Source organism: Synergistaceae bacterium (assembly GCA_017444345.1).
Taxonomy (GTDB): Bacteria; Synergistota; Synergistia; order Synergistales; family Aminobacteriaceae; genus JAFUXM01.
This window is the reverse complement of record JAFSWW010000062.1, coordinates 42071-64777: the sequence shown is the minus strand read 5'-3', so window position 1 is coordinate 64777 and position 22707 is coordinate 42071. Positions and strand designations below refer to the sequence as shown.

The 22707-nt window shown below is 40.2% G+C and carries 23 protein-coding genes and 3 tRNA genes; 12 read left to right on the top strand and 14 right to left on the bottom strand.

Annotation, left to right across the window (positions count from 1 at the left end; genetic code table 11):
• Window positions 1-373: 373 nt before the first annotated feature.
• The 5 genes from IJS99_04470 to IJS99_04450 all read right to left on the bottom strand — a co-directional run bounded on the left by IJS99_04470 (window position 374) and on the right by IJS99_04450 (window position 2568).
• On the bottom strand, window positions 374-592 hold the full coding sequence (locus tag IJS99_04470; GenBank protein ID MBQ7561078.1) for a DUF4102 domain-containing protein: 219 nt from the start codon (window positions 590-592) through the stop codon (window positions 374-376).
• Window positions 593-815: 223 nt separating this feature from the next.
• Window positions 816-888 (bottom strand) — tRNA-Thr (locus IJS99_04465).
• A gap of 5 nt (window positions 889-893) precedes the next feature.
• Window positions 894-976: transfer RNA gene (locus tag IJS99_04460), tRNA-Tyr, on the bottom strand.
• Window positions 977-988: 12 nt separating this feature from the next.
• Window positions 989-1064: transfer RNA gene (locus IJS99_04455), tRNA-Thr, on the bottom strand.
• A gap of 64 nt (window positions 1065-1128) precedes the next feature.
• Window positions 1129-2568: a DUF2828 family protein gene (locus tag IJS99_04450; GenBank protein ID MBQ7561077.1), complete on the bottom strand. Its 1440-nt coding sequence runs from the start codon at window positions 2566-2568 to the stop codon at window positions 1129-1131.
• A gap of 660 nt (window positions 2569-3228) precedes the next feature.
• On the opposite strand from IJS99_04450, the gene hslV reads away from it, so the two are divergent.
• The 7 genes from hslV to IJS99_04415 all read left to right on the top strand — a co-directional run bounded on the left by hslV (window position 3229) and on the right by IJS99_04415 (window position 8966).
• Entirely contained in the window at window positions 3229-3777 is a 549-nt protein-coding gene (hslV, locus tag IJS99_04445; GenBank protein ID MBQ7561076.1) for an ATP-dependent protease subunit HslV, read from the top strand.
• Complete coding sequence (hslU, locus tag IJS99_04440) at window positions 3777-5186, top strand: ATP-dependent protease ATPase subunit HslU (GenBank protein MBQ7561075.1); 1410 nt, start codon at window positions 3777-3779, stop codon at window positions 5184-5186. Before hslV ends, hslU begins: the two co-directional genes overlap by 1 nt.
• Before the next feature lie 24 nt (window positions 5187-5210).
• Window positions 5211-6020: a GTP-sensing pleiotropic transcriptional regulator CodY gene (gene codY / locus IJS99_04435; GenBank protein MBQ7561074.1), complete on the top strand. Its 810-nt coding sequence runs from the start codon at window positions 5211-5213 to the stop codon at window positions 6018-6020.
• The gene (locus IJS99_04430) at window positions 6020-6469 is read left to right on the top strand and encodes a hypothetical protein (GenBank protein ID MBQ7561073.1); all 450 of its coding nucleotides are present in this window, start codon (window positions 6020-6022) and stop codon (window positions 6467-6469) included. Before codY ends, IJS99_04430 begins: the two co-directional genes overlap by 1 nt.
• 1 nt (window position 6470) lies before the next feature.
• Window positions 6471-6692, top strand: coding sequence for a hypothetical protein (locus IJS99_04425; GenBank protein MBQ7561072.1), 222 nt, complete (start codon window positions 6471-6473; stop codon window positions 6690-6692).
• Window positions 6693-7037: 345 nt separating this feature from the next.
• Window positions 7038-8483: a leukocidin family pore-forming toxin gene (locus IJS99_04420; GenBank protein ID MBQ7561071.1), complete on the top strand. Its 1446-nt coding sequence runs from the start codon at window positions 7038-7040 to the stop codon at window positions 8481-8483.
• A 48-nt stretch (window positions 8484-8531) separates the two neighbouring features.
• Window positions 8532-8966 (top strand): BACON domain-containing protein, encoded by a 435-nt coding sequence (locus IJS99_04415; protein MBQ7561070.1) that lies wholly within the window; start codon window positions 8532-8534, stop codon window positions 8964-8966.
• Window positions 8967-9042: 76 nt separating this feature from the next.
• Here the strand turns inward: IJS99_04415 and IJS99_04410 are convergent, their stop codons facing one another.
• The 5 genes from IJS99_04410 to def all read right to left on the bottom strand — a co-directional run bounded on the left by IJS99_04410 (window position 9043) and on the right by def (window position 14060).
• Window positions 9043-9636, bottom strand: coding sequence for a hypothetical protein (locus IJS99_04410; GenBank protein ID MBQ7561069.1), 594 nt, complete (start codon window positions 9634-9636; stop codon window positions 9043-9045).
• 120 nt (window positions 9637-9756) lie between these two features.
• Window positions 9757-11916 (bottom strand): methyl-accepting chemotaxis protein, encoded by a 2160-nt coding sequence (locus tag IJS99_04405; protein MBQ7561068.1) that lies wholly within the window; start codon window positions 11914-11916, stop codon window positions 9757-9759.
• A gap of 86 nt (window positions 11917-12002) precedes the next feature.
• A complete protein-coding gene (locus IJS99_04400; GenBank protein MBQ7561067.1) occupies window positions 12003-12593 on the bottom strand; it encodes an NUDIX hydrolase in 591 nt (196 codons plus the stop codon).
• A 78-nt stretch (window positions 12594-12671) separates the two neighbouring features.
• Entirely contained in the window at window positions 12672-13571 is a 900-nt protein-coding gene (fmt, locus tag IJS99_04395; protein ID MBQ7561066.1) for a methionyl-tRNA formyltransferase, read from the bottom strand.
• Window positions 13572-14060, bottom strand: coding sequence for a peptide deformylase (def, locus tag IJS99_04390; protein MBQ7561065.1), 489 nt, complete (start codon window positions 14058-14060; stop codon window positions 13572-13574).
• A 413-nt stretch (window positions 14061-14473) separates the two neighbouring features.
• On the opposite strand from def, the gene IJS99_04385 reads away from it, so the two are divergent.
• From IJS99_04385 to IJS99_04365, 5 genes are all read left to right on the top strand, one after another.
• Window positions 14474-14893 (top strand): DUF3574 domain-containing protein, encoded by a 420-nt coding sequence (locus IJS99_04385; protein MBQ7561064.1) that lies wholly within the window; start codon window positions 14474-14476, stop codon window positions 14891-14893.
• 153 nt (window positions 14894-15046) lie between these two features.
• Window positions 15047-15535: a CtsR family transcriptional regulator gene (locus IJS99_04380; protein ID MBQ7561063.1), complete on the top strand. Its 489-nt coding sequence runs from the start codon at window positions 15047-15049 to the stop codon at window positions 15533-15535.
• 32 nt (window positions 15536-15567) lie between these two features.
• Complete coding sequence (locus IJS99_04375) at window positions 15568-18039, top strand: ATP-dependent Clp protease ATP-binding subunit (protein MBQ7561062.1); 2472 nt, start codon at window positions 15568-15570, stop codon at window positions 18037-18039.
• Entirely contained in the window at window positions 18018-18689 is a 672-nt protein-coding gene (locus tag IJS99_04370; protein ID MBQ7561061.1) for an AzlC family ABC transporter permease, read from the top strand. Before IJS99_04375 ends, IJS99_04370 begins: the two co-directional genes overlap by 22 nt.
• Window positions 18690-18691: 2 nt before the next feature.
• Window positions 18692-18988 (top strand): AzlD domain-containing protein, encoded by a 297-nt coding sequence (locus IJS99_04365; GenBank protein MBQ7561060.1) that lies wholly within the window; start codon window positions 18692-18694, stop codon window positions 18986-18988.
• Between the two features lie 5 nt (window positions 18989-18993).
• Here IJS99_04365 and IJS99_04360 read toward each other — a convergent pair whose 3' ends face one another.
• The 4 genes from IJS99_04360 to IJS99_04345 form a co-directional block, all read right to left on the bottom strand.
• Window positions 18994-20181, bottom strand: coding sequence for a Gfo/Idh/MocA family oxidoreductase (locus tag IJS99_04360; protein ID MBQ7561059.1), 1188 nt, complete (start codon window positions 20179-20181; stop codon window positions 18994-18996).
• Between the two features lie 39 nt (window positions 20182-20220).
• The gene (locus IJS99_04355) at window positions 20221-21051 is read right to left on the bottom strand and encodes a sugar phosphate isomerase/epimerase (protein ID MBQ7561058.1); all 831 of its coding nucleotides are present in this window, start codon (window positions 21049-21051) and stop codon (window positions 20221-20223) included.
• A gap of 24 nt (window positions 21052-21075) precedes the next feature.
• Window positions 21076-21720: a hypothetical protein gene (locus IJS99_04350; protein MBQ7561057.1), complete on the bottom strand. Its 645-nt coding sequence runs from the start codon at window positions 21718-21720 to the stop codon at window positions 21076-21078.
• A 191-nt stretch (window positions 21721-21911) separates the two neighbouring features.
• Window positions 21912-22643 (bottom strand): hypothetical protein, encoded by a 732-nt coding sequence (locus IJS99_04345; protein ID MBQ7561056.1) that lies wholly within the window; start codon window positions 22641-22643, stop codon window positions 21912-21914.
• Between the last annotated feature and the right edge of the window lie 64 nt (window positions 22644-22707).

The following is a 22707-nucleotide window of genomic DNA, read 5'->3' as shown; positions in this document are numbered from 1 at the left end:
TCAGTCTTTATCTATTTTGGCAGTAGAATATCACAAATCCAGTTGTCAACACAATCAATTCACTGCCAGCTTGAAAATTCTGCGGCTAGGAAAATATCGGGCTCAGCGAGCTGAGCGCAGTACAAAATCGGCTCCCAGTACTTTTTTATTCAGTGATAATCAGGTTTCACGAAAAAATTAGCTCAAAATTTGCAAATGTCCATTTACAACAAAGACGGACATTATTTTTTCTGTGCAAACTAAGACAGCGCAACAACTCACAAATTCAGACCGTCCACTAATCGTGCCAAATATGCAAAACAATTGTACAAGGCGAAATATAATAGTCTTCACGTAACTTTCTGCTTTGTCCTTCATGCGTACATTAAGCCATTCATTTTGCGATTTCTGAAAATAATTGCGGAGCTTGGACTGTTTTGCGCGAGGGGCTTTCTCCTTTTGACCTAGCAAGCTGAATCTCATCACGTTTCAGGCGAGCTTCTTTTAATGAAATATGCGGATAAGTGCCAAGTGATAATTTATGTTCTTTCTTGTTTTCACAATATCTAAGAATCCAGTATTTACCCCCTGAAGGATCGATGCGTGAATACAAGCCTCGTTCATCACATATCATGTAGCTTTTTCCTTTACTTTTGCATTCTTTACTATAAGTTCAGTAAGCATGGTTACAACTCCTTTTTTAATAATCATACAAGAGAAAGATGCAACTTTCTTAATACGGTAATATATCGGCTTTGAGCTTATTTATTCCGTGCTTGTCAGAGTATATATAAACATAAAACCCGCTTTTACGTGCGGGCTTATTTTTGCGTGAGAGCCGATTTTCGGATTTGAACCGAAGACCCCATCCTTACCATGGATGTGCTCTGCCGGCTGAGCTAAATCGGCTTATATGGTGGAACATGGATTTGAACCATGGTAGACTCCCGTCGACAGATTTACAGTCTGTTGCCATTGACCACTCGGCCATTCCACCGTTTTTATTTACTGGAGCCGGCAAGGGGACTCGAACCTCCGACCTGCTGATTACAAGTCAGCTGCTCTACCAACTGAGCTACACCGGCTAAATAAATCAATCAACAACGAATAGAAATTTTACAGGGCAATATTTAATCTGTCAAGTTTTATTTATGCATAAATTTTTGCGTAACGTTCGCTATTAAGAATCTCAAGCATAAATTTTACCGGTGTAAGATTATCACTCTTGATCATTGCAAAGATTCTCGGTGATATGCCGCTGACAAGACACACGCCCTGATCGTTAATTTTTACTGGCTGCTGTATATTTCTGCTGTCAACGTTCCAGAAAATTACTTGAGGCAATTTATAATTATTATCGCTAAAAATTTTATTAGCATACTCAAAATTTGTCATGCTCGAGTCCTCAGTGCAAGAATCAAATTCCATGTCAGAAATTATATATAATTTATCGGGCATTTCTTGAGACGGTATATTATGCTTTATGGCTGTATTTAATATAAGCTCGAAAACTTTTTGTATATTCGTATTAGCGGCCTCGTTAAAGCTCTTGCAGTAATTCACGCGCTCGTAAATATCACGTCCCTTTATCTCGACTAATTGCGGACTCTCTGAAAAAGTTATGAAGTGATTGCGGAATTCTCCCGTGTTTCTCTCAGCGAAATAAATTCCCAGCGACAAAGCTACAGCAGCAGGTGATATAATGCCGTCCTGTCTATACATTGAGCCGGAGCCGTCAATAACTGCTAAAGAGTTTGAGTCATTCGTGAAATCTTCAAGTGATTCCCATGTCGTATTAAGTGCTTTGCGTTCGTCTTGATTGATTTCTGAATTATTCCAGCTTACAAGAGGCAAAATTATCTCATAAGGCGTGAGAGTCCCCGTATGCATTGACTTTTTACCGGCGGCAACATCTTCAAGAAATTTATTATAACGCTCTGAGTCATTCCTGATAAAGGCCTTGCGATATTTGAGCATTGCTTTTGAAGGCTGCTTTGAGTAGTCGAAATTGTAATCTCTCACGCGTAAATTATTCTCGATTAAATTAATTTTTTTGCGCAGACTCGTTAATAATTGCCGATATTCTTTATAGTTCATGCCGAGAAATTTTGCGATAATTTTTGCGTATTGTCTTGCTTGAGAATTTGACGCGTTAATAGAAGGCAGCCACTTTGAAATTAGTGAGTCTTGATGTAATTGCGATTTAATGAGATTCAGCGCGTAATCTTTGCAATTTGTCTCAAGTAAGCACAATAAATCATCCCATCGGCCATATTCGGGAATTAGTGCGATATTTTTTGCGATTGAGTCAGGGCTGTTTTTTGCGAGCCATTCAAGAATAACCCGGAAAATTTTACGCTCCCCGAGTCCTTCTCTAACATCACGCGCGTAAAATGCAGTTCTCAAAGCTAAGTCAGGATCTTCCGCAAATGCCCGCATGAATCTTAATTGTATAGAGTCAGAGTCTGAATTTCTCAATGCTCCGATCGCCGCAAATAAATCAAGACATTCAGAGCCTGAAGATTTATAAGTAGCTGCTAAGTTTTCAGTAAGTGTTAAATTAGATTCGTCTTTGAGGTGTTCAAGCATAAATTTATAGCCTCCTGATAAATAAACAAGGCGCGGAAATTCTTTGCCTATGAATTTATTTTATTTTGTTGCTGTGTGCGCCTTTAGATTCAAAGCACGGTAATTTATATTTACAGTATAAAATTTTTATTTGCTGTGAGTGCTTTTATGTGAGAGATTATATCATGAAAATTTTTTTGCTGTCTTGCTGTGAACTCGTGAAAAATTTTAGCTGATAAAATATTGCGCTATAACAAAAATTTTTAGCTTTATGAGTCCTTGCTGTTACATGAAAATTTTAATATTTCTGTAGCTGTAAATGTAGCTGTAAAATTTATATCTTTTCGTGAAAATTTGCGCCGTTCATGTGAATATTATCATAAAATTTTTAGCTGATAAAATATTGCTGTATAACAAAATTTTTTTGCTTTATGAGTCCTTGCTGTTACATGAAAAATTTAATATTTCTGTAGCTGTAAAATTTATATTTTCTCGTGAAAATTCGCGCGTCCGTGTGAATATTATCATAAAATTTTAGCTCGTGAAAAAATTTTTTATAATTCTATAATATTTGCTGCATTTAATATCGGAAAATTACACAGAAAAATTTAATTTAATCGTATTATTCTCAATAATAAATCAAATGAGATAATATATACAGGAAAATTTTTATTCTCGAACATGAAAGGATTGATTACTCTGTTTAACGGAACTACTATAGTTTGTGTGCGAAAAGATTCGCGGGTTGCTATGGCAGGAGACGGCCAAGTTACTCTAGGTTCGCAGGTAATAAAGGGTAATGCCCGCAAAGTCCGGACTCTCTTAGACGGTAAAATTTTAGTCGGTTTTGCCGGAGGTACTGCGGACGCTATGACGTTGCTAGAAAAATTTGAGGATTGCCTAGAACAGGAAAAAGGCGACTTAATGAAGGGTGCTGTAAAACTTGTTAGAGAATGGCGGCTCGATAAGGCTTTAAGACGGCTCGAAGCTATGATGTTAGCTGCTGATAAAGAAATCACGTTATTATTGAGCGGCGCGGGCGATGTCTTGGAACCTGAAGGCGATGTTGCGTCAATAGGGTCGGGGTCGGGATATGCTTTGGCGGCTGGGCGTGCTTTGAGGGAGTCTACTGATAAGAGTCCCGAAGAGATTGCGCGGCGTGCTATTGAGTTAGCTTCAGAAATTTGCATTTACACGAATAAAAATATTACTCTTGAGGTACTAGAATAATGGAGAAAAAAATCACGTCGGAATTAACTCCCGCAAAAATTATCGAACATTTAAATCGTTACATAGTCGGACAAAATAAAGCTAAACGAGCTGTAGCCATTGCCCTGAGAAATCGAATCAGAAGGCGCGCCTTACCCCCTGAATTAGCACACGAGGTAATGCCGAAAAATATTTTAATGGTAGGGCCGACCGGTGTAGGCAAAACAGAAATTGCACGGAGACTCGCTACACTTTCTAATGCGCCGTTCGTGAAAGTCGAAGCTACAAAATTTACTGAAATCGGCTATGTTGGGCGCGACGTTGAGACAATGGTACGCGATTTAACGGAATTTGCCGTATCAATGGTACGTAAAAGAATGATAGAAGAAGTACAGGCCCCGGCACTTGAACGAGCTCAAGAAAGAGTGTTAGACTCATTACTGCCCAGACGCGAGCAAAAATTTTCTATGCCCGAATTCATGAAAGCATTTACAGGAGCAGGCAAGGACGATAAAGAAGACGAGCAGCCCGAACCCGAACCGCCCGCAGATAATAGAACACGTGAAAGATTTAGAAAGATGCTCAAAGATGGCAAACTTGACGGCCGTGATGTCGAGATTGAAATTAGCGACAATAACCCTTCTTTGCCGATATTTGGGACTCCGGGAATGGACGTGATGGGCATAAATTTAACGGAAATGCTAGGCGGAATGATTCCCAAGAAAACTAAACGCCGTCACATGAAAGTAAAAGAGGCTTTGCGAATTCTACAGCAGGAAGAGGCCGAAAAATTAATAGATACTGATGCAATGTCAAAAGAAGCTCTTGATATGGCTCAGGAAGACGGCATAATTTTCCTTGATGAGATTGACAAAGTTGTCGTTAAAGGCGGGAGTTCTCACGGCCCTGACGTAAGCAGAGAAGGAGTCCAGCGCGATTTATTGCCCATTGTTGAAGGCTCGACAGTTCAGACTCGTTATGGTCCAGTCAAGACCGATCATATTTTATTTATTGCTGCGGGGGCATTCAGCGGAGTCAAGCCTTCTGATTTGATTCCTGAATTACAGGGAAGATTCCCGATTAGAGTCGAGCTTGAGCCTTTGAGCTGGGAGAATTTACAGCAGATTTTAACCGAGCCCGAAAATAGCTTAATTCGTCAGTATGAGGCCTTAATTTCGACTGAAGGGACGGAATTAATTTTTACTCCTGAGGCAACGCAGGAAATAGCAAAACTCGCTCACAAAATGAATTCAGAAATGGAAGATATAGGCGCGAGAAGACTTCACACTATGATGGAGCAGTTACTTGAAGAAATCAGCTTTTCAGTGTGTGATATGGAAGTCGGAAAAATTGAGATTACCCCCGAAATGGTACGGGAGAAATTAAGCAGCTTAGTTGAAAATCGTGATATAAGACGTTATCTATTATAAAATTTTATTAGGAGTGATTTATTTATGGCTAGACATGACGACACCGACAAGGCACTAAATGAACTCTTGAGAAAAACTAGGCGTGTAGGGCGTGCCTTCCAGTCAAAACACGAGGGCGAACCGTTAAATTATTATCACTTGGCCGAGATGCTTTCTGAATTCTCGACTGCAAATGTTTACATGGTCGACAAGTCCGGGAAGATGCTAGGTTATTTCTGGCTGCCTGAATATAAATCTAAGGCCTTATCTGACAGCTTTAGAGATGGAGTTATGCCGCGTGAATTTGTTATAAGAATGAATCGCTGCATAGACTCAGAAATTCATGACGAGGACGCGTTTTTATTCGATGATGCTTATTCGGGCGAGAAACCTGAAAAGCATTTAATGTATGTGCCCATTATAGGAGTCAGCGCAGAGAGACTCGGCACTATTATGCTTGTGAGATTTCATGCTCCTTTCTTAGTTGAAGATATTTTGTTAGCTGAATATTTAGGCATGATAGCAGGAATTGAGATTCTCAACGAGCGCGCAAAATCAATCGAGGAAATTTCACGAAATAGATTAAGCGTTCAAATGGCCATGCGTGCACTGTCTTATTCTGAACTTGAGAGCATGAAGCATATTATAGCCGAGTTAAAAGGATCTGAAGGAGTCGCTATTGCCTCAAAAGTTGCTGACAGAGTCGGAGTTACCCGCAGTGTTATAGTGAATGCTTTGCGAAAACTTGAGAGTGCCGGCTTAATTGAGAGTCGGAGTCTCGGAATGAAAGGAACTTATATAAAAGTTTTGAGTCCCCTTTTGCTTGAGTATCTCGAAAAAGATAGAATTGATTAATGCGAATCTATCTTGATACATGCTGCTATAATAGGCCGTTCGATGCAGAAAACAGCGAACCTGTAAGACTCGAAAAACAGGCGGTTATTTCTATATTGAAAGACGCTCACAAGAATGGCGATATAATTATCGGCAGCGATATTATAAAAATGGAACTAAGCGGAATTAATGACATCCTGAAAAGAAATCTTGTTTCATTATTATATGTCAATGTCGACGAAGAAATTAATCACAATGAGTCGGCGAAAATAAAAGCTAATTCTATCAGGTCGGCAGCAAACGTGAAATATAAAGATAGTCTACATATTACGCTGGCAGAAGAGGGCAAAGCAGATATTTTTTTGACGACTGATTATAGATTGATTAAGGCCTGCAAAAATTTATCGCTGAAATTTAGAGTATTTAACCCCGCAGATTTTATGAATTTACGGAATGGAGGCAGCTTGTAAAATGGCAGATGTAAATATAAATCTTGATGACTCCGAGCAAATTTTAGAAGTCGGCACTAAAGCACTTCTTAAAGCACTCGGCCCGATCGGAATGGCAATGTTTATATTGAATTTCTATAAGGGATCAGGCGACTACACAGCAGAAAAATATAACCAGCCCGACGAGTCTATAGATGATATTATCAAGAGACTTCAACTTAAGGAATATGTTAATCAGGCATAAAAGCAAATGGCCGGGTGTTAATGCCCGGTCTATAATTTATTTGTACAAAAATTCACTTTGACACAGAAATATAATAGTAATAAAATTTCTAGCGCAAAATTCTACAACTTTCTAAATTAAATTTTAAATTAGAGAGAATTTAATCTTTAAGGAGGATTTTATTTTGTGAAAACTATTTAATTATGCGGCGGTTTTGATTCTTGTATACTCTCTTGTTGTAATTTCCGGCGGCTGCGGTGGGAGCTCCGGGACTCTATTAAACGATAATACTGACGGGGGGGGGGATCTACTGAAGACGTTCAGAAAACTTTAGCAGTAACTCTCAGCAGCGACATGTCATCAGTCATGCACGGTAACGAATGGGCAGAACTAATTAAGGAGTTCGAAGCCTCCGGAAGCGGCGACAAAATGAACCCTCAATCATGGGTTTATTGCATTACTGATGAAGAAGAACAAGCACTCCGCGAAAAATATCAGGACGATGAATTAAGTCTTGTTGCTCTCGACATTCTATTATTCAGCGCAGATAAAATCAGCCGTGATTACGCAAACGAATATAATATTTTATTGATTTATCCCGATGAAGATTATATTAACAGGACTCTTGAGGCTGTCGGGCTTGAGGGTAATTACGTAATGGAAAGCAGCAAAAAACGTATTGAGTTATTCGCAATCGCAAAACGTACTATTGACGGCCGCACGTTTTCTTTCAATTATCAGGCCTTATTAGCTGGCGACGCAGTTATGTCCGATATCAGAACAAGTGATGACATAGAAGTTACTTCAACGGACAATTACGCAAGCTACGAAATTTCAGAGGACAAAGTTATATATTATGATTCTGACGGCAATATAATTTCTTCGAGCGATGTTACTTCAGACGAGGACAAGAAAGAATCAACATTGCCTATTGAAGACCCGGATGGATTCTTCTTCAATGTTGACCGCTGGAGAAGTTATTATAACTGGTGCGCAAGTTTAACAGATATGGCAATGGAGTCAAACTCTGAAGCAAACTCAATCGAAGCACGCATAGCCGACGAAAATAATGAGCTCACAAGAATAGCCGACGCTCAGAAAGTAACGATTGAATGCAATCACAGACAGGACGGTTATAGACCATGGGGAGGCGCAATCGGAGGAGACAAGGCCGATATAAGACGCAGAAGCCAAGTTTCAGTAACTGTTTACGCCTGCCATTCATATAAGTATCATTGCGATTATTATCTTGTACAGACAAACACAACAACAACTCCGCTGAATTATAAAGATCAAATGGATCACGAATTTACTTGGTATCAGGGAGGCGGAGAATTTGGCCGTTATGGATACACAAATTATGTCAATTATCTTTCAGGCTACACGGGCATATTCGGATTTAACAGCTATATTTGCAGTGTCGTAGGCGGCAAAGAAAATAAAGATCTCTCAACAAATGAAGTCGGGCTTGGAGACTATATCCCTACAAATGTCCCGAAAAATAAAACTTTTACGGAAGGCATGACATGGAGTGTCGGCGGAGAAATAGGAGCTGTGAGCAACGCTCTCGATTTAAAAATTACCGGCGGTGTCTCGCATTCATCAAATGTTACATGGACAACAAGCGACTGGGAAATTACAGCGTCCCCCTTATCAATAAATGATACAAATGTTGAATGGACAGGAGATGTTGAGGGACCTCATAACAGCTGGGCTTGGCATGACGACCTCGAGAATCACGGCATCTACATGGGGATAAGTTCAACGAGCGCTTCAAGAAGATCTCTCAGCTTTAAGAGCGAATGGATATAGCAGGTCGATAAATCCATATGGAGCAAACAAGATACTAAAACACTTCTCATGAGAGTTAATTTCTTCTGGAGAGAGGGCTTCTGCTTTGGAGAAGGCGAAGGCGTTACGTGGAGTGGTAATTACGAGTGGGACGGCGGACGAAGATATCCGAGATTTGATAAGTACGGTGTAGTAAATCTCGATATGCCTAAACATTCATGGGTCGAGATGAAAACTTTTGACATCGACGCAAAGGGAGACAAATCCGCCGGACTTGGATTCAGTGTACTTTCTGAAGGCAGCTGGACAGTGTCATCAGATGTAGACTGGATCACATTCACAGAAACGAGCGGCAGTGCAACAGGCGAGAATCAATATCCTATAAGATTTCAGGTTGCCGAGAATAACGGTTCTCCCAGAATAGGCACGATAAAATTCACTGCTAAGGTCGGAGACAACTTAACGGAAGAAACAGAACTTAAAGTTAATCAGGCTGGAAAATAAATATTTATTCCGCAAAAAAAAAGAGGCAGGGCGTTAAAACCTTGTCTCTTTCTTGATTCTATGAGTCTTAAAAAAATTAGTCCTTCACCCAGTAAATATCATCGAGCAGTCCCGCAATCTCCCAGCTTCTTGCACTGCTTGATCTCCTTCTCTCGAAAACGTGAATATTATGATTATCCCTGTTTGAGCATCTAGGAATCGAACGCCGGCTCCCTAGTGATAAAACTTTATCATGCTGTTTGTCTGACCGCTTAATATTCAGATTATCGCCGAGTGAATAAAAAGTTTTGCCGCATAATTTGCAACGCCACTCAATGAGATTGACTCGTAATGATCCCCCGCGCCTGACTGCAATAATTTTATTCAGCATTCTTGATAACTCCGAGACTCTATATGACCTGTCATTTGAACGCCTGAAACTATGAGCCTTTGAGCCTCTGCAATTATCTATATGCCAATTTCTATTACTTAATTTGAAGAGTGTATCAGATTGATGTTTATGATCCCTGAAAACTAAATCATCGAGCGTGTAATCGCCTTTGAACGTGTAAAACTCTTTGCCGCAATCTGAACACTTCCAGCGAATCATTTCGACCCTTGAATCAGCAAATGCAGTACCAGCTAAAATAAATATTATAGCCAACGCAAATAAAATTTTCTTGACTCTCATATAAATATCTCCCTTCATGAAAATATAAATATTATGCCATAAAAAACTGGAGAGACTTTGAATAAATCAATCCCTCCAGTAAAAAATTTTCAAGTTTTAAATTATCAAGCGAGAATTAAATTATTTCTTCTTGCCTTTTGCCGGGAGTGCCTTGCGCTGTGAACTTCCTTTTACGGGGCCTGTTGTCTCTTCGATCTTGAATGTTGAGAGTGCTTCCGTAATGTTCTCGACTAAATTTGTTTGATCAACTGCACCCTGTGCGGCTCTCTCTGCTATTGTCGCGGTCTCGTCCATGTCGTTCTTGATACTCTCTAAGTGCTCAAGAATTTCAGTTGTTGATTTCGTAACGTTGTCGATTCCTGCGGCGATTTCCCGGCTTGATGCTGCCTGCTCCTGAGCAACTGCGGCGATATTCTGGATTCTGTCATTTGCTTTGTCGATCTGGCTCATTGCTTCAGCGAGTGAATCCTGTGCACCGTTTGCCTTCTCTGTAGTCTCGTCAAGTAAAATGCTTGTCTCATCGCTTGATGTCTTAGTTTCGCTTGCACTTGTCTGTAATGTCTCGATTAAGCTCCTGACATTTTCAGCGGCACGGCTTGAATCTTCTGCGAGTTTACGTACTGACTCGGCGACGACTGCGAATCCCCTGCCTGCTTCTCCTGCTCTGGCTGCCTCGATTGCTGCGTTGAGTGCTAATAAATTCGTCTGGTCGGCTATTGAAGTAATTTCTCCGACAAATTCTGTGATTTTATTTACGCTCTCGACGAGTTCCTGAAGTTTAACGCCGCTTTCTTTGGTCTTGCGTTGAAGTATTGCGATATTTGCGATTGCTTCTTTGACTGTGTCGACTGCATTGCCGGTTACTGTTGTCATGTTAGAGATAAATTCTGCGCAGTCTGTTGCTGCCTGTGCGCTTGTCATTGAGGCCGCCGACATTTCTTCGGTTCCTGCGTTGCTTTCCTGCAATGATGACGAGTTATTTTCCATTAATTTAACGACATTAGCAACACTAGATCTAACATTATTAGCGTAATCTAAGTTTTTGCCCGCGTCATCTTTCATGCTGCCTGCTTTCTCGTGACTCTCAACTGCCAGTCCGCGAATATCCCCGATTGCTGTGCTGAGTGCTGCAAACATTTCTGATAAAGCGTCGCCCAGTTCTCCGAGTTCGTCCTTGCCCTCATAATGGAAATCATCACGAACGATTGACATATCGCCATCGCGTGCATTTCCGCAAAGTTCAACGACTCGGCCAAGAGGTTTGGAAATTGATTTTGCGATATATAATGCGATTCCGATACCGATAACTATAGCTGCGACTGCAAGGGCAATAACAAGAGTCATAGTGCTGCTAAGTGAATCAAATACGCCTTGTGAAAGTCCTACGATTCTATTAATGCCTTCATCCGTGAGTTTATCTGAAATATCACGCAGCTTGATACCGTCAGCTAATAAAGCCTGAAATGCCGGATCTGTCTGAGTGAATGACGTAAGAACATCATTAAAACCGTTTTTCAGAGTCGTGAAAGTTCCGCGCCCTGTTGCCATAATGTCGCGTACTTCTTTAAATCTCGCTTGCTCATAAAATCTGTTATAAGCGTTTTCGCCGTTAATTAATTCCTGTACTATGTCATTCATCATTTTTGGACTTCTGAGCCACATAGCCTGATAATAATTGCTTGCTGTTGTAGCAAAGGCCAGCTGCAAATCTTCAACGACTCGGATTCTATTAATATCAGTCTCGAAGTCAATTCCCTCAAGATTTCCTTTCAAGTTCTGAAGTGTTATCTTGTACTGCATATCGATAACATTTTCTAAAAGCGCGATCATTTTCTCGATTTCCTTTGTGAGAGTGGCTGAAACTGTGCGCTTTGTGTGAATCATCTGGAAAGTTCTATTCATAGTTGACTCACTTGAGCGCAAAATATTTTCCATTTCGCTTAAATTAGACAGAACAGTTAATTCCGGGTGTTCTGCGTACATTCTTTTGCCTTTCTCTAGTGAAGTCCGCAAAGAAGATACATAGCCCGCAAGTTTTTCCATGTCCTCGTCGCTCTCTGAGTATCTTAAATCGCGAATTGCCGCACGAATCCAGCTGACAGTAGAATTTAATTCAGACGCAATTTTTACTGTATTATTCGTAACTAACTGAAGGAAGCTAACATCATGCTGCACGCTTGAAATATTAGTCCATGAGAAGAACACCGCGACTCCGAATAAAAGCAGCACAATGCCGAATCCGATCGTGAGTTTTCCTGTAATCTTGAAATTGTTTAACATGTTAAATTAATCTCTCCTGTTAAAATAATATAAAAAATTTTTATTGCTTCCCGAAATACTACAACAACAACGACGCGACTACAGCATTATCTTTCAGGGGCGATCCCCTCCTTCGCCATAAGCCACGATAACGCCGCAAACGTCTTCGAGTCCCTTATTTTGCCGTCCCTAATCATTGCCGGAATATCTTTAATTGCTGCCTCATAAACTGAAACATTCTCGTCTTCGTCCTGAGGCAGTGAAGACTCCTCTAAATCTTCAGCAATAAATAACGTAAAAATTTCAGTGCAGAATCCCGGCGAGGCGTAAAAATCCCCTATTTTATAGAGACTCTTTGCCTTGACATTTAATTCTTCCTGCATTTCACGTTCGGCTGATTGTTTAGGGTCTTCTCCTTCTTCGATGAGTCCGGCGCAAATTTCGAGAGTCTCCTCGTGCACTGCGTATCTATATTGCTTCACGAGCAAGACACTTTTACGATTTGTAACTACGAGCATACCGACGGCCGCTTTGTGTTCGACTACTTCACGCGAGGCAATGCGCCCAGACGGAGTCTTAACTTCATCACAGCGCAGATTTAAAATTTTCCCGTCAAAGAGTTTATTTGCCTTGACGCACACTTCTTCGATATTTGATTGTCCAGATAATAATTTTCCTTCCGGCCAAGAAAACTGCATAGAAGCACCTGCCCTTTTTCTTTGCTAAATATTGTTATGATTGAATTAATTATATCGCATTTTACATAATTTGCTGAATCATAAAATTTCGCCCGCTTTGAGTCTCATCCCCCGCGCCCATTCAAGCCCTGTGCAGATTTTCCGGCCCTCTGACTGGACTTCAAGCAATGAGACGGCTTTATCAGCACAAGAAATAATTATAGACTCGCTTAAATCTAAAATTTTGCCCGGTTCTGAATCGCTCAAATTATTTATTAATTCACAACGCCAAATTTTGACTCTCTTACCTCGCACGAAAATATAAGCCCCGCCCGACATGTCAAGCGCCCTGACTGTGTTATAAAATTTTTTTGCTGACATATTAAATGATAGTATAAATTCGCCCTTATCGAGTTTATTTGCATAAGTTGCTAGATTCTCATTTTGCGGAGTAAATACTAAATTATTAATATTTTCTCCGGCCAAGTCGCAGCCAGTTTCAGCAAGAATCTTATATAAATCAGACGCGTTATATTCGGGCAAAATAATTTTTCCGGATTGTGCTAAAATCTCCCCCGCGTCCATTTCCTTAACGAGCCTGAATAAAGTTACTCCCGTTTTTGTTTTGTTATCGAGTAATGCGCGCTGAATCGGAGCAGCTCCCCTATATTCCGGCAATAATGACGGGTGAATGTTTATACACATATGCGACAAGAAAGGCTCTTTTATGAGTTGTCCGAAATCAATCACAAAAATTATTTTAGGATTTTCGCGTTCAAGTTCTGAAATTAATTCGCTGTTATTTGCAAGTCTGCCCGTTCGTGTTATTTCGAGTCCGAGTGAGTTTGCTTTTATTTCGACTGGTGAGGGGATTTCTTTATTGCCTCGTCCTGATTTAGTAGGCAGTCCCGTTATAATTTTGCTGAATTCAAAGCCGCGTTTATTCAAGCCTTCAAGACACATTGCCGCAAATTGTCCCGTCCCTATAAGCCAGTACATCTAAAAATGTCCCCCCGTGTGCTTAGAAACTTTTTTGCGGATTGCGTTTTTCTTGAGATTTGAGAGATAATCAATAAATAATTTGCCCTCTAAGTGATCCATTTCGTGCAGTACAGCCCGCGCAGTATATCCCTCAGCCTCAATAAATTTTTTATTGCCCTGTTCGTCAAGAGTCTCGATTTTGACCCATTGAGGCCGGTTTACATGCGCATAAATTCCCGGGAAGCTCAAGCAGCCCTCTTCGTCGTCTTGAAGTCCCTTTTTCTCGATAACTTTAGGATTTATCAGGACAATTTTATTATCTTCGTATTCAATTACGGCTAATTTTTTCAAGATCCCCACTTGAGGAGCAGCCAGTCCCACGCCGTTAGATGCATACATTGTGGCAAATAATGACTTGATTAATTTAGCGAGTTCGTCATCAAATTTGTCTACAGGGTCGGACTTCTTTAATAATACCGCGTTAGGATAATGCAAGATTTCTAAAATATTCTCGTTTTCGTTCACGTTCAAAATTTATTCACTCTCCATTAATATATGTTAATTCTACTATAACATGATAGAATAGCACGACAAATTATTAATCAAGCTGGAAATTATTTCATGGGATAAAATTTTTACTAATACATTTACTAATACAAAAATGTTATCTAATTCATGTTGTAGCAAAGATTTACAGAGGAAATTTTTTTGTTATGTATTAAATTTTTAGCGGGCAAATTTCATAATAAAATATTTCAGGAATAATTGAGTCTATCTCGGCAAAAAGTTTTCTAGTTATCTCGTTTATTGCTTAGTAAGCACTGGACTTATAAGTCAAAGCAAAATTTTATATTTTCATATCTCTTGCTAGACTGAATAAATAAATAGTGATTAAAATATTTCCGGGAGGGTTTATTATTATGTCAAAAAAGTTTATGATTTTCACCTGTATTATTTCATTGCTTGCTGTGTGTATTGCTGGGTTTAACTGTTATATGCTCGTAAAAGAGTCCGGCGATGTTCAATATATTATTTATCTCGGCACAAATGATAAAGACTCAAACAATCCTGTATTTACTCATGATGAGGCAAAAATTAGGCTCGATAAAATTTTAGCAAAATATTTTGACGGATTCACGATTACTGAAGCATTAGGAGGCTGGCGGGACGAAAGCGGGCGAGTCTTTCATGAATATACGCTCGTAATTTATTTAAGCGACACGAATATTAAACAAGTTCACACTGCATCAGATGAGTTAATCAAAGAATTTAATCAAAGCTCGGTGCTGATTCATACTAACAGGACAATGGCAGAATTTTACTCGTTGCGCGGGGAATAAATTATCTAGGGCGGGCGAGTGGGCGGGATAAACTATGCGCGGGCAATAAATTATAAAATCTTTCACGTTCGCAAAAAATTTTTATATTGATTATCACTGACCTAGCAAATATAATTATATATAAATAAATTTCAGGAGGGGCAAAATGTAATCATGAATAATAATTTAACGCGTGAGATTGAGAAATATTTACTAGACTTACTTAATGAACAGGAAGACGAGGATTTTATACAACTTAGGCGCAAGGAATTAGCGGAAATTTTCGGCTGTGTACCGAGTCAAATTAATTACGTGCTTAGAAGCCGATTCAGTCCCGAACAAGGCTACTTAATCGAGAGCAGACGAGGCGGGAGCGGTTATATAAAGATTCTCAAGATAACATGTTCAAGTCCTGAGCAGAAATCTTCACATTTAAATGACATAATCGGGAATTCTATATCAATCAGTGAAGCAAGACGCTTATTAGAATATTTGCAGGATCGCGAATTAATAACAGGCCGAGAAAGACTCTTAATTGAGATCGCACTAAAAGAGTCCGATAATCAAGCGCAATTAAATGATATTGACGATTCAGCCAGACAAGAAAATAACGCCGATATGTTAAGGCACATGCTCACAAGTTTAATGCTGATAGAGTCATAATATAATAAGTAGAAAGGAGAATAAAATTTTTTATGTGGCAATTCTTTACAGAACGAGGCAAGAGAGTCATACAATTAGCACATCATGAGGCTTTAAATATGGGTCATTCAATGGTAGAGGCCGAGCATTTATTACTTGGTCTACTTCAGGAGGGCGACGGAGTTGCTTGTCAGGCCCTGCAGAATTTAGGCGTTAATCCTGCTGACTTGGCCGCTCATATTCGTGAATTAATCGGCGGAAATTCTCCCGACGTTCTCACAAAGCCCGTAGATCTTCCCGTGAGTCCCCGCGCAAATAAAGCCCTCGATCTAGCAATGCACGAAGCCCGCAAAATGGGTGTAAATTATGTTGATACCGAGCATATTTTATTAGGAATCTTAGCGGATGACTCCGGACTCACTGCCCAGCAATTCAAGAAAATGGGTTTGACTCCTATGGCCGTGCTTAAGCAAATTAATGAAGTCTTATCGGGGACTCCTTCAAAGGCTAATATTCCTACAGCGTCAGGAAATGACACAAAACGCAATGTAAAAATTAAGACTCCGACACTTGATAATTTAGGCACGGATTTAACAGAACGCGCAAGAAACGGCGAACTTGACCCGGTTATAGGACGCGAGAAGGAAATTAAGCGGGTCATGCAAGTTTTATGCAGGCGGACAAAATCTAATCCCGTATTAATCGGCGAACCAGGAGTCGGAAAGACTGCAGTCGTTGAAGGTCTTGCAAGATTCATAGCGTCAGGAACAGCCCCCGAACCTCTGCAAAATAAACGAATCGTACAGTTAAATATGGGAACTCTTGTAGCAGGCACAAAATATCGCGGTGAATTTGAAGAGAGATTACGCCGAATCGTGAAAGAATTAACAGACAGCAAGGGCGATATAATTTTATTTGTCGATGAAGTTCACACGATTATAGGCGCGGGCAATGCTGAAGGATCAACGGACGCAGCAAATATCTTGAAGCCTGAACTATCGCGGGGAGCTTTTCAGGTCATAGGCGCAACTACTCAGGACGAATACAGAAAATATATCGAGAAAGACGCAGCACTTGAAAGAAGATTCCAGCCGATTCAAGTCGATGAACCCGATGTAAATGACTCTGTATTGATTCTGCAGGGACTCAAAGATAGATACGAGAATCATCACAACGTAGAATTTACTGACGAGGCAATTGACGCAGCTGCAAAATTATCATCAAGATATATTCAAGATAGATTTTTGCCGGATAAGGGAATAGATTTAATTGACGAGGCAGGAGCGCGGACCCGTTTATTATCGCTTGAAATTCCTGATTATATTAGAGAGATCGAGAAAAAATTAGATGCCGTCAAGAAAGAAAAAGAGCAGGCCGTCCAGTCAGAAAAATATGAGAAAGCTACAGAGTTAAGAGACAGCGAATATAAAATCTCTGAAGAATTAGATAACGCCCTCAAAGAATGGAAGAATACCCGCAAGAATGAACGCCGGAAAATTACAGCCGAAGATATTGCCTCAATAGTTGCCGAGCAGACCGGAGTCCCCGTTAAGCAATTGACAGAGGCAGAAACTAGCAGATTATTAAAGATGGAAGAAGAAATCTCTAAACGCTTAATCGGCCAAGATGAGGCAGTCAGTGCAGTAGCTAGGGCAATTAGACGCGCAAGAACAGGACTCAGAGACGAACGCCGCCCGATCGGAAGTTTTCTATTTATGGGACCCACGGGAGTCGGCAAAACTGAACTCGCTCGGTGTCTTGCAAGATTCATGTTCGGCAAAGATGACGCTATGATTCGAATCGATATGAGCGAATACATGGAACGTCACGAGGTTTCTAAACTTGTCGGCTCACCCCCCGGCTATGTAGGACACGAGAACGGCGGAAAATTAACCGAAATGGTAAGGCGTAAACCCTACAGCGTTATTTTATTTGACGAGATAGAGAAAGCCCACCCTGAAATTTTTAATATTTTGCTGCAAATTTTAGATGACGGCCGATTAACTGACGGACAGGGGCGCAAGGTAGATTTTCGCAACACCGTTATAATCATGACCAGCAACGTGGGAGCAAAGGAAGCTCAGCAAGGTAACTCTTTAGGCTTTGGAATCAGTGCCGAGTCTCAATCTGAACGCGACTGGGAACGCACAAAAAAAATTATTCTCGACGAAGCAAATAAACTTTTTAGGCCGGAATTCCTGAATCGTATTGACGAAATGGCCGTGTTTAAGCCTCTTTCACGTGACAGCCTGCTTAAGATTATTGATAATATGCTCGATGATTTATCAGTGAGACTTGACACTAAAGGCGTAAAAATTTCTGTTCCTGATGAGGTCAAAGCTAAAATTTTGGAGAAGGGCTATAAACCTAAATACGGAGCTAGACCGTTAAGACGTGCAATACAGTCAATGCTGGAAGATAGACTCGCGGATTTTATTTTGTCGGAAAAATTACCGGAGGGCGAGTCAGTGATAAATATAAATCTTGACGGAGAAGAGCTTAAATGTGCACTTCAGGAGTCATAAAGAGTGCTTTACGAGATACTTTGCCTGTTATGACAGGGTATATAGTGCTCGGGTTTGGATTTGGCATATTATTATCAGCAAAGGGCTATAATGCTTTCTGGGCGTTATTCATGGGAGTAGCTATTTATTCGGGAACTATGCAATTTGCTGCGATAGATTTATTTACGTCAGGGGTCTCGCTCGCGGGGGCGGGACTCACTGCTTTAATGATAAGCGCACGACATTTATTTTACGGCCTTACAATGATTAAACGCTATCAGGATATTCACGGGCTCAAAAAATTTTATTTGATTTACGCTTTGACTGATGAGACATATTCGCTCGTATGTGAGTCAGATAATAAAGATTATTGCTTGCTTGTCTCGTTATTGAATCATGTATATTGGCTTACTGGGAGTTTTGCGGGCGGGCTGCTCGGTCAAATGTTAAAGTTTGACTCGCGTGGTATTGACTTTGCTTTGACTGCCCTATTTATAAGTATCTGCGTTGAACAGTGGCTTAATTCAGATAATCATTATGCGAGTCTCACGGGCTTTATTGCGAGTATATTATGCCTTGTTATATTCGGCGCAAAAAATTTCTTGATTCCCTCGATGATATTAATAATTATTTCACTGTTTATTTTGCGTGAAAGGACGGATCAAGACTAATCATGAATAATTACGCGCTATATATAATTCTTATTTCCGGAGCGGTTACTATATTATTGCGATTCTTGCCGTTTATAGCGTTCAGTCGGAGCTGCCCGAAATTTATTATATATCTTGGCCGGGTATTGCCTTATTCAGTAATGGCTATGCTTGTAATTTACTGTCTGCGTGAATCACATGGAGTCAAAGAAATGGCCGCCTGCCTGATAGTAATATTGCTGCAAATATGGAAGCGCAGTACACTTTTAAGCATAACGGCCGGGACTGTTATTTATATGCTGATGATTCAATATTTATAATTTATTTAGTCAAGAAAGACTCTGCGTCCTTCTTCTGTTGAGATATAGGCCGAATAAATTACTCTCATTACGTTATAAGCTAGATCAAAATCTGCTTGAGGTTCTCTATCAAATGCCACGCACTCCATAAAATCGCGTAATTCTCCAGTGTAGCCGCGTATAACTTCATCAGAGACAAAAGCCTGATTCCAGCCCCTTTTCATTGGCAGCATTTCAGAAATATATACGTCGTCAAGATTCTCTTCGTCCATAAAGTAAGTATTAAGAATATCGCACGGATTCAAGTTACACCTAAATGAAGAGTCATGAGCATAAATATTTACAGTGTTTCGCGAGCCTCCGAGAACTGCATCAGAACACAGCACTACAGCCTTTGTATTATCGCTGAATGTTACAGTTACAATGCAGACATCTTCAACGTCTACAGGGCGGGCGTTTACATAACGGTGTGATTCTTTCTCGATTGCTTGAGTCTGAACGCCTGTATCAGCAACTACACTAACAATCTTGAAATCTTCTCCCCTTGCTTGAGCTTCTTGTTTCTTGAGATAAAGCATTGCAGTTAGACCGTGAATCCCGTTTCTCATCATAGTGCCGCCGCCGATCTCGTTCCAGTGTCCGCCCTTAGGAGAACTTGACCCGATTAAAAGATTCTCGCTGTTCATGAGCATAATTTTACTTTTTTTCTTGCGTATAATTTCCGCTGCCTTCTGAATCGGTGTCGCATAAACTTGATTCTCTGCGTACATGAATTTTTTGCCGCTTGCCCTGAAAATTTCTCTAAGTTCGTCCATTTGCTTTATAATCTCGTCATACATAAATTTTTTAGATACATTATGCCCGATATTATCTTCACCGCTGCCGACATAGCCCGTCAAAGGTTTCTCGCAAATTACGTGCTTACCTGCTTTAAATGCTGCCTTAGCAATCGGAACATGAAGAGTTTGATTTGTGAGAATATCAACTACGTCAATTTCAGGGTCATTAATTATGTCGTGCCAGTCCATAGTCAGGACTTCAAAATTATAGCGTTCCTTCATTGACTCGGCCTTACTGCGATTACTGCCGCCGCAAATTGTCTTGAGTCTTATGGGAATTCCGCCCATATTCTCGTAACCGTTGCCGTGAAGTATGCACCCGTAGCCCGTGCCTATTACTCCGATTGTGATAGGTTTATTTATTGCTGCTTTCATGATTTATAGATTCCTCCTTATTGCATAAAAATTTTTATATTAAAGTTTTTCGCTGTTTCTGAACATATATCTTAAATAATTAATCCCTCGTGAACACGCTGATATAGTATCAGGTAAGGGCTTTGCTTCAATCGTTACCCATTTATTATAGCCTGCTTTTATGAGAGTCTCTGCTGCCGGCTCAAAATTAAAGTGTTTACCGTCCGGGAGCATTCGGCCATAATCTGACACGTGAAATAATGACAATTTTGATAAAGATCTATTTATTGCTGCGGGAATGTCTGAATCTTCTTCTATCATGTGATAAGTATCACCGTTATATAGCAGCCAGTCATTATTAAATTTTTCAAGAAATCTCATAGTCCTGTCTGTAGAATTAAACACGTCGCCGTCATGATGATTAATTTGCTCGAAAACTGTAGCCGCTCCGATATTTGCGCCGTAGTCTGCAACTTCACCGAGTGAGTCCGTCAAAATTGCCTCGTAGTCTTCGTCACTCTGGCCGGGCTGTTTTCGTCCCCTCATGTAGCCGATTAGAATTTGAGAGTCTAAGACTCTTGCTAGGTCTAACTGTCTTTGCATACGTTCGACTGCCTTGTGCCTTATATTATTATCAGGGTGGGACAAGCTCAACCCCTCGAAAGTATAAGCAAGCCCCGTTGTTATTGCTGAAGCTCTCAAGCCGTAAAAGTCTAAAATTTTCCGTAATTCTTTAGCATCATAGCCCGCGGGATCTTGAATCTGTAACTCTATACCGTTAAAACCTAGAGACTCGGCAACACTGGCGCATTCTCTATAACTCTTTTGTCTTAACGGGAAGGGAACATCAGGGCTTAAATCTCTATCAACTGCGCAGACGCTGAATAACATTTTATGCCTCCTGAAAATATTTATTTATCTATCAAGTTCGATCGGGCAGTAAACGCAGGGAGTAATGCTTTGATACTGGTGCCAAGGATATTCTCCTGACGCGTCATAAAATTTATCGTGAATTATCCCCGGTGCCATAATATATTCGCCGAAATAAGTATTAATATCGTTAGTTGTGAATTTCTGCATTTTTCCGTAGCCTAAGATTTGAGCGTGAACTTCGTCAAAATTTCTGTCGTGTAACTGATGAGGCCCGGACGGTGCAAGAGGTTCGGAGACAAAGCAAAAATTTAACTCGATATGATTACGGCCTTCACCCATTTTGAACTTAGGCGATTTATAATAGGGGAGTCCTTTGTGCCGCTCCATTCCGGAACATTCATAAATTGTCTTCCAAGTGCGTTTTATTGCTTGTATAGTGGGAATGTCGTTAATATTACAGCGTTCATAATCTTTCACGACAAGTGCGAGCGAAATATCACTAATAATGCACCCTTTAGCGATTGCAGCCTTCAACGGAGGAATCCCCGCGCCCTTGATATACATAGTAGAATTAGAACGCTCGGCCAAGTTTATAATGAGACTATTTGAGTCAATTTTGTATTCTTTCTCATTTTGTACGAGGTCGAGACTGAAAAAAGGTTCGGCAAAATCCAGCGCGCTAATCATGATAATATCTCCATTCATATTTTATTTATGCAAGTAATAATTTTCAGGAAAAATTTATTTACTAACTTGTAATATATCAATATAAAATATTTATTGCAAGCGAAAAATTTATAATATTAAGTAAATAATTTGCCCCCTGTTGATTATTTATATTTCAGAGGGCGTGAAAGTTTTATATCTTGCTGTAATTGCTATCTTCTGCGCGGTTTGAGTCCATTCTTGAATGTGAATAAACTTTGTAGTGAGGCCTTCAGAATATTTTCAACGACTCCCAGTACTTGGCCGCCGTTATATTCCCTGAAAATTGTATAGACTGCTGCTGCCTTATAATCTCCGTTCGGGTCTTCACTTAAATATAATTGAGGCTGACAGACTGTGTGCAAATATGTTATATCGTGGGCGGGTATAAATTCCGTGCGTTCTTCGGGGATTCTAGTAACTTCAATTAATCGTCCCCAGCGGTCCCTGTGTTCGATTTCGCGGTATTCTGTGTAAGTTCGATATGACTCGGCTATGTGTTCAGTTTTGAAGGCCTGATTTACTGTTATTCGCACAAAACCTTTATAGCCCATCTCTAAAGCTCGCGAAAAAAATAAATTCTCGTCATATTCGCCGTAGATAAAATTCATGTCCTGAACTAAAGCATCAAAAGTTTTCACAATTACTGCGCCTTTCTTGATTGCTGCGTTCATTCCGGACATTGCCCATAATTCGAGATTCTTTGCGAGCTGCTTTTCAGGAATTAGAGTCTGCCCGGCCTCAAGATCTGCTTCAACAGGCATTACAAAAATTTTGCGGATCTGTGTAAAATCATAAGTCGGATCTTGCCATACTTCTACGTTATTCGCTGGAGTATTTCCCGGATTTGCTGCGGCCATTGACATTGCGAGTGCTGCTATTGCCATGAAATTATTTAGAGACATTTATACATACCTCCCAGATAAATATAAATAATTTTGCGCTTATTATAAAATATAATCATGTAAA